This is a genomic window from Nodosilinea sp. LEGE 07298, from assembly GCF_015207265.1.
GTDB lineage: Bacteria > Cyanobacteriota > Cyanobacteriia > Phormidesmidales > Phormidesmidaceae > Nodosilinea.
In genome coordinates this window covers 1-7,014 of sequence record NZ_JADEXE010000330.1, presented here as the reverse complement: position 1 = coordinate 7,014, position 7,014 = coordinate 1, and the positions used below count along the sequence as shown (strand labels likewise).

The window sequence follows — 7,014 nt, the reverse complement described above, 5'->3', positions numbered from 1 at the left end:
CCCCCGTACCCCCCCATCCAGAGGAAAAGAATTTTTCAAGCCAGCCTCAGAGCTCCTACACTTCATACCCCCCCCTGAGGTCTGTAACACTGGCTGATTGCAAGGGTTTTCAGCTTCGGCGATCGCGTTACTGATGCTCTCTCGATCAACGTCTGCTGACTCTACCCCTTGGCCTGTAACCGTTACAGGTGATTTCTCGGGATGCCATAAATCGGTATTCCGATAGAGGGTTTGTAAGCTGCTACGAGCGGCATTGGCGATCGCAGCAGCAAAGCTTCTGATGCTAGGAAATTCGATATCTTTCAGGGCGGCCACGGCCTGGGCGATGCGATCGCGGGCGTCGAGCTGGCGCAGGGTATTCTCACCCCCTGGAATCCGCTGACCACGACGGGTACCGATCGGCCAGTAGTAGCCCTCGACCGACTTGGCCCAGTGCTGTGCCTTTGAGCGAATCTCGTTTTGATGTCGGCAATGCTCTTGAAATCCTGGCGATGCGATCGCCAGTTCAACGATACGATTGACTAATGCTGTGCCAGAGAGTCCCTCAAATACATGACTCCGGGTAGCGATCGACTTCAGTAGCCGATTCGTCTGCCTGGAGCCCGTCCAACCCTCCCGGATTTCGATGTCGAGGTCGTCTTTCCACTCTTGGGCTTGCGGAGATAGCGATCGCCGATTGGATTCCTGCTTGCGCGACTCCCTGGCATGAGGGGCTGAGAGCAATAGCATCTCCAGGTCTTGCCCCTGGGCTGCCCACTCCCATTGCTCAAAGAATGTCGAGAGAGCATCGCCCTGGGGTTCAAGGTCGTCGGTCAGGAGCCAGCTGCCCGACTGCGGTTGCAGCGGCAGCCGGTGGCCGTTGTACTCCACAAATTGATCGACCCCAAAGGTTTTGGGATTAGGGAACACCTCTAGATGTCCCTTGTCTACGATGAACCCCTGAGCTTTTAGGCATTGGGTAAGAACGCAGGCCAGATCAAAGGTTTTGATGGCCTCGGGCAGAGGGATATAGAGGTGCAACCCGCCGCGATGGCTGGAGCGCACTAAGACCGTTCGATTCAGTCCCACGGTTTCGAGGGCACCTCGGATCTCTGCGATCGCAGAGAGTGTGCAATAGCGTCCACCTGCGTCCAGGTCGAGCATCCCGTAGCGGGTTGTGTGACCAAAGCGAACTCCCACCAACACTGTGGGATTGTTCCATTGCTCCCAGAGTACGCGGGGGCGCAGCTGATGCTTTAGGGTGCGCCACCGGGCTGGAACAACATTAGGGCTCTCTAGGGATTCCCAAAGATAGTCGCCAAATAAATTGATGAAATGCTGACCCACCTCGGATTGGGGCAGAAGGACTGAGTCCGCCATTGGATTTTAGGATGTTTAGATGAGCTGATTTCCTGTGTGACGAAGGAAAGCTCAACTAAAAATCCAGAAAGCGTTGCTACAAATCCAAGGTAGCTGCTATCATGATATCAGTTTAGATTCCTTCGCTTCCCTTTCTGTTTGGAGACGTCTGGGGCGAGGATACTTGTTAAGACTCCTGATTTGCGGTCGGGGGTCTTAATTCTTTTAAATAAGTTCTACGTTTTTAACCTCAAGAAACTTTATCGAAAGTCTGAAGACTACTGAGATCTTACACGAAAACCCCTGATTTGATCCTTTACAAGACCACATATCAGTAGAGAAGGTTTGAATCTTGATCTCAACCCTTGATTCACTACGACGCCAGCAACCTTTGCACTTTCGGTAATTTTTAACAGAATAGCTGAATTTCCGTGTATTTTCGGAATATTCCATTTCTGTTGCATTTACTGATGAACCCCAGGTATGGCCATCGAGTTGGGATTCGAGAGGCTCTGCGCATGACACTCGAAAAATTCGAGGTTAATGCGCAGGAACTATCGGTGCGGGCACGCGTATCACCAGCCACTTTGTCAGAGTTTCGTAACGATCGCAGGGAGATAAACACCTCATCCTTGCAACGCATCCTAAATGAATTGGATCCTGAGGCTTTTGTATACTGGCTAGATATAATGCGAGAATCTGAGACTATGATCCGCACGGCTAAATTGGATCCAAGTCCTGATAATCGTCATTCAGATGCTCTTTTCGCTTTAGTAGACACCTATGCTAGGAGGTGCACCACCGATGAGCAACTGGCTCTGCTCCGGGTTATTTATTTAGCCTGTGAGGCTAACCCTAACCTTAAAATAGACGAAGGTCAGTAGGAGCTCTGATGTTTCGGTGCAAAGGGATCGTTAGCCATACCTGTTCTCAGCGCCCCTTTGACAACCAATCTGCCGAGTTATTGTTGCCCTGTGCGGCCATCATAGAGCTTCGCTCCGCCGTAGGCGTACGCATAACGCACCTAAGGCTGCCGGATAGCTATGTCTCCAACAAATGAGACAACTCCTCCTTCAGGAAGACCATGACCAGAAACCATTTGTGCAAAAAGGCCGTCAGTAGTCAATAACCAATAGGTCGAAACCCTGAGGGTCGCCTATTAGGCACTGAACAAGGTTATGGACAGCATAGTAAATGCTTAATGGCACAACAAAGGTCAAAGCATTTATATTCTACCTATAGATATTTGCCTGGAAATGCGGAACCCCAATCTAGCAGGCCTGCTACACGAAATCTCACAACTGCCTGTAGCCGACCGACAGCGCCTCGTAGTTGAGCTAGTCCGTCAATGCAATCTATCCATTGTTATTAGTCCAGAGCCCAGGGGCGATGCCCCCTTGAGAGTAGTGAATAGCTTAGATGCTACCTCTGTATTGTCGCTTGCTGTAGGGGACATCAATGAGTCATGCAGGTGTCACTCAGATGCAGAGCCAAGGCGCTAAGCGTGCTCTAGCGCCTTGGCTCTGCCTTCTACGATCGCGCCTAAAACCTCTTGGAATTGAGCCGTACTACACTTCTGTGCATACTCCCTGATTCCCGACAGCACTAACAAGAGACGTGCATTTTCATCTACTGGCACACTTCCGCAGTGCCCTAGCAATTGCAGTAGATGCGCCCTAGCTTCATCAGGGAGCGCTGTCCTAATAGCGTCAATATCCGCAGTTCGCAAATCTGAAGAACCACTGAGGAACTTGGAAATACTGCTCTCAGGAACGCCAGACTTAGCCGACAGTTCAGACGCCCGAATAGCGTACTCCTCCATTACTGCCCTGAGCACGTCCCGCAGAGGGATCACTCGTACATCTGTAGATGCCGCCATACTCAGCCTCATGTGCTAAATCACTACAGACTTCAATCATATCAACAATATATCCATGAGCACTTGTCATGACAACTTGCAAGCAATAAATCCGGATTTATAGGCTGTAACTGTTCTTGGATCGAGAGGCGATCGCAACGTTTAGCCATCGGCGTGAAAAAGATAGCATAGGTTCAACTGCCTGCATTCTTACCAAAATGGCCCTACAGAATTCCCTAGCAAGGATTGATAAAAACCTACTCATCACTTGCTCTATCCTGGCCCTGGGTATTGGATGGCTAGTATTGATGCCATTGGGGCCATGGAGTGCCACCCGAGACCCAGCTCCGACTCATTACTTCGAGATAAGCGGGAAGCAGATTTTGCTAGAGACTGCTGTGACAGACCAGGAGAAGAGGCAGGGGCTGAAGGAACGCAGTAGCCTCCCTGTTAACCGTGGCATGCTGTTCACGGTTAACCCTGACCAAGAAGTTCAACTCTGGATGTCTGGTGTTCGGTTTCCGCTGGATATGGTCTTTTTACGCAACGAAAGAGTGTCCGTTGTACTTAGTAACGTGCCTCCTTGCACTACATCTCCCAGTGATTGCCCGATCTATACCTCAGGGGGCATTGTCGATAGTGTGATTGAGTTGGCCGCTGGAACTGCTGACTCCCTATCTCTAGCCGAAGGCAGCACGATCAAAATCCTTGAGCTGGATTAGCGTCTAAATTTTGCGCTGATCATGTGATGACAATCCACAAGCAATAAATCCGGATTTATAGGCTTTAACAGTTTTGGGGCGAGAGGCGATCGCAACCTTGAGCTAGATTTTGCGTCTGAATTTCAGCCGGGCATGTGATGGCATTCCACAGGCAATAAATCCGGATTTATAAGCTGCAACCGTTCTTGGTAGGTGAGCCAGCGAAACTGCTGGTGCCCAGTTAAAACGTCTTGTGGTGGGCTTGGGATGCGATCGCGGTATCGAGGCCGCGACTGCCCAGCTATTGCTCAACTGAGCCATGACCATGGCCGCAACATCACAAAGGAGTACCAGAATGAGCTCTGTACTGATTATTGAAGATGATGCAGATGTGGCCGATACCATTCAGGCCTGTATTCAGGCAGCGGGTTACACCAGCTATCTGGCTGAGACGGGCGAGCGGGGGCTGGAGCTGTGCCAGCAGCTGGAACCCGATGTCATCGTTCTTGATTTGACGCTTCCCGTTATGGATGGCCTTGAGGTCTGCACCCATGTCCGGCGACTGGCGCTGAGGCCAGACCCCTATATCTTGATGCTGACGGCGCGACGGGGGAAGACCGATGAAATTTGGGGCCTTGCCACCGGGGCCGATGACTACATGACAAAGCCCTTTGACTCTGATCTGTTAATCGCTCGGCTGCGAGCACTGCTGCGGCGCGAGTTATACCATGACGACAATGCGGCTGCGCCCGATGGGGTATTGATTGAGTATCAGCATCTGCGGCTGCATCAGACGCACAGGCATTGCAGCGTCCGGACGTCATCTGGCGATGCTTGGGTTGACCTGGTGCTATCGGTGTTGGAGTTTGACCTGCTGACGAAACTGGCCCGACAGCCGGGACAGGTTTATCCCAGGTCGCAGTTATTTGACGATATTTGGGGTCTCGACCACCCTGGGGATGACTACAGTACAGTCGATTCTTGTGTCAAAAGACTGCGCAAAGAGATTCGCTCGAAACTACAGGTGCCGGAGGGGGTAAACCCGTTGGTCAAAACTGTGAGAGGGGTGGGATACAAGTTTGAAGATGCAATCGATTAGGCAGACTCGGTGCACCCACTGCTATCGACAAGATCTTCGCCCGCGCCAGTGCTGTTGACCCTAACGGCCTGGGGCAGATAAACCCTCTATCGGCATGGGTTTTCGCGGGATGGATCGCCATATTGGAGTACCCCAAACAACCCTCTCTCAGAGGGTGATTCGAATTGAGGCGGAAGACGGCAACGACTACCTGCTCTTGAGGCATCTGGCTGGGCCACACTCGCTCAATATTGGGCTAAAAATCCAGGCCGATTAAAGAAGCCTGCCCGCGATGGATTGATCGACTTCCTCGCTTGGTTTGCGGCTGAAGTGGGTTTACACGAGGGAGGGCAATCAGCGAGTTCAGAACTGGCTCACATCGCAGGAGTCGAGCAAGCCCGCCCACGGCGAGTGAGGCTTGGAGGTGCAGGAGAAAGATCCGCGGGGCTGCTACGGCTACTGGACAAACTATGTCTACCGAAGCCTCTTTGGTAGGGATGCGGCGACCATAAAAGAAACCTGGACTTATTCGGTGCATGGAAACAGCCGCATTGCCCACAATGCTTAGGGTGCGATCGCCATGGGTCGGTGTTTGACCATCACCCAGAATTTCTCACCCTTTACTCAATCACTTACACTAAAACTTACACAAACTAATCCTCGTAGCCAAATAGGGCGTCAAGATAGGTTCGATTTATGCTGCGATTGCTGGCTCCGTTCTGCATCAGGAATAGAGCAGTAGCGGCTGAGAACACTCGTGCTTGACTCCAGTCAGGGTTGCTTCCTAGGAAGGACTGCAACGCGTTGTGGAGGTCTTCGGGAATCTCGGCCTGCAGATCGATTCTGGTCGGTTGGGCTGTAGGTTTAGGCATCGTAAAATTCCAAATCAGGTATGGGCAAGGTGGCACTGGAGATGCCCAGGGTCGGGTTGGATGGGAAACGTTAGGCTGGGCAAGATTTAACTTCGACCACTTGCTCACCGGGCGGTAGATCGTAAGAGGCCTTGATATTGGCAGGGAAAAACACCATCCCGTAGTGCGCCGTTGCTTCAGCAAACTTTTCTTTGTCAGGGCCGAAGTAGAGTACGTCTACTGAGTATGGAGCGTCTTGGCAATCGCCGCCAGTTTGGTCGAATGTGATGTACTGATCAACCCGGCATACGGCCTGGCAACGCTTTAGGTACCGCTGGTGCCAGGCCGTTCGACTATCAGACTTAATCAAGACGCAGAAATGGTTTGGCAGCAGCCCAGCATCATGCTGGGCTGTAAATTTCCGGCTGAAGGGGCCGTTTAGGCTGAGGGGAGGATGTTCCCAGCCCAAGGTTTCGGCCTCTTCGTCGGTCGGCTCCACATGCCACACCACATCCTCGTCGAGACCACTTTTTTCCTTCGTGAACCGTGCGATCGCGGGCACACTGGCGGCGGCGCTTGCCGCTACGTCGATGTCGAACTCGTTGCGGCCCCAGCGAGCTAGGATGGGCTCCCAGATCCATCTAGGGGTGCAATTTTCATCTTCGTCGTAGGCAGCAGCAGCAGGACGGCCCAACTTATGGTTTATCTGCTGGGGATGGTGAGGCATTTCGGAAACGCCGTTGCCGTTTTCGGCTCCAGTCTGAGGCATATAGATGTCGCTGGACTTGATCCAGGGTTCGCGATCGCTGTCCTGGTCATCCCAGGTGATCTCCACCATCTTCAACTTTGGATCGAGGGCCACTACCTCGCCTCCGTCTTCCCAAAAGTCGATGACGACGATGCGATCGCCGACGGCCAACTCTTGCCTAGACCCGTCGTAAACATGGGTGGGAACAGTGTCTATTGGGGCCTCGTCCGGCTCTGGTCGGAAATTATGGGACAGCAAGCGAATGTTCTGGCCCCTTGGTGGTGCAGAAAAGTCCTGAAAGGGTTGTTGTGAAAGGAGTCCCAAATGAGACAGGGTAGATGGGAAGGGGCATTTCATGAGAGGCTTGAATTCCCCAACTCAAGGCCAGTCTCATGGAAACACCCCTCTTGTATCGTCAACTGCAAGACCAATTGAGTCAA

General features: G+C 52.2%; 6 protein-coding genes and 1 pseudogene. 4 read left to right on the top strand and 3 right to left on the bottom strand.

The annotated features are described in order from the left end of the window. Window positions 1-1,359, bottom strand: a pseudogene (locus tag IQ273_RS28385) (hypothetical protein); the annotation flags it as partial. Window positions 1,360-1,856: 497 nt separating this feature from the next. On the opposite strand from IQ273_RS28385, the gene IQ273_RS28380 reads away from it, so the two are divergent. From IQ273_RS28380 to IQ273_RS28365, 4 genes are all read left to right on the top strand, one after another. Continuing rightward, a complete protein-coding gene (locus tag IQ273_RS28380) occupies window positions 1,857-2,222 on the top strand; it encodes a hypothetical protein (protein ID WP_194026473.1) in 366 nt (121 codons plus the stop codon). A 1,192-nt stretch (window positions 2,223-3,414) separates the two neighbouring features. Then, window positions 3,415-3,918 carry a DUF192 domain-containing protein gene (locus IQ273_RS36090; RefSeq protein ID WP_397198865.1) on the top strand — a complete coding sequence of 168 codons (504 nt, stop codon included), beginning with the start codon at window positions 3,415-3,417 and terminating at the stop codon, window positions 3,916-3,918. A 334-nt stretch (window positions 3,919-4,252) separates the two neighbouring features. Beyond that, a complete protein-coding gene (locus tag IQ273_RS28370) occupies window positions 4,253-4,996 on the top strand; it encodes a response regulator transcription factor (RefSeq protein WP_194026471.1) in 744 nt (247 codons plus the stop codon). 94 nt (window positions 4,997-5,090) lie between these two features. Further along, window positions 5,091-5,252, top strand: a complete 162-nt coding sequence (locus tag IQ273_RS28365; protein ID WP_194026470.1) for a hypothetical protein — start codon at window positions 5,091-5,093, stop codon at window positions 5,250-5,252. A gap of 376 nt (window positions 5,253-5,628) precedes the next feature. On the opposite strand, the gene IQ273_RS28360 is transcribed toward IQ273_RS28365, so the two are convergent. Then, window positions 5,629-5,847 (bottom strand): DUF2811 domain-containing protein, encoded by a 219-nt coding sequence (locus IQ273_RS28360; protein ID WP_194026469.1) that lies wholly within the window; start codon window positions 5,845-5,847, stop codon window positions 5,629-5,631. 70 nt (window positions 5,848-5,917) lie between these two features. Next, on the bottom strand, window positions 5,918-6,832 hold the full coding sequence (locus IQ273_RS28355) for a hypothetical protein (protein WP_194026468.1): 915 nt from the start codon (window positions 6,830-6,832) through the stop codon (window positions 5,918-5,920). Between the last annotated feature and the right edge of the window lie 182 nt (window positions 6,833-7,014).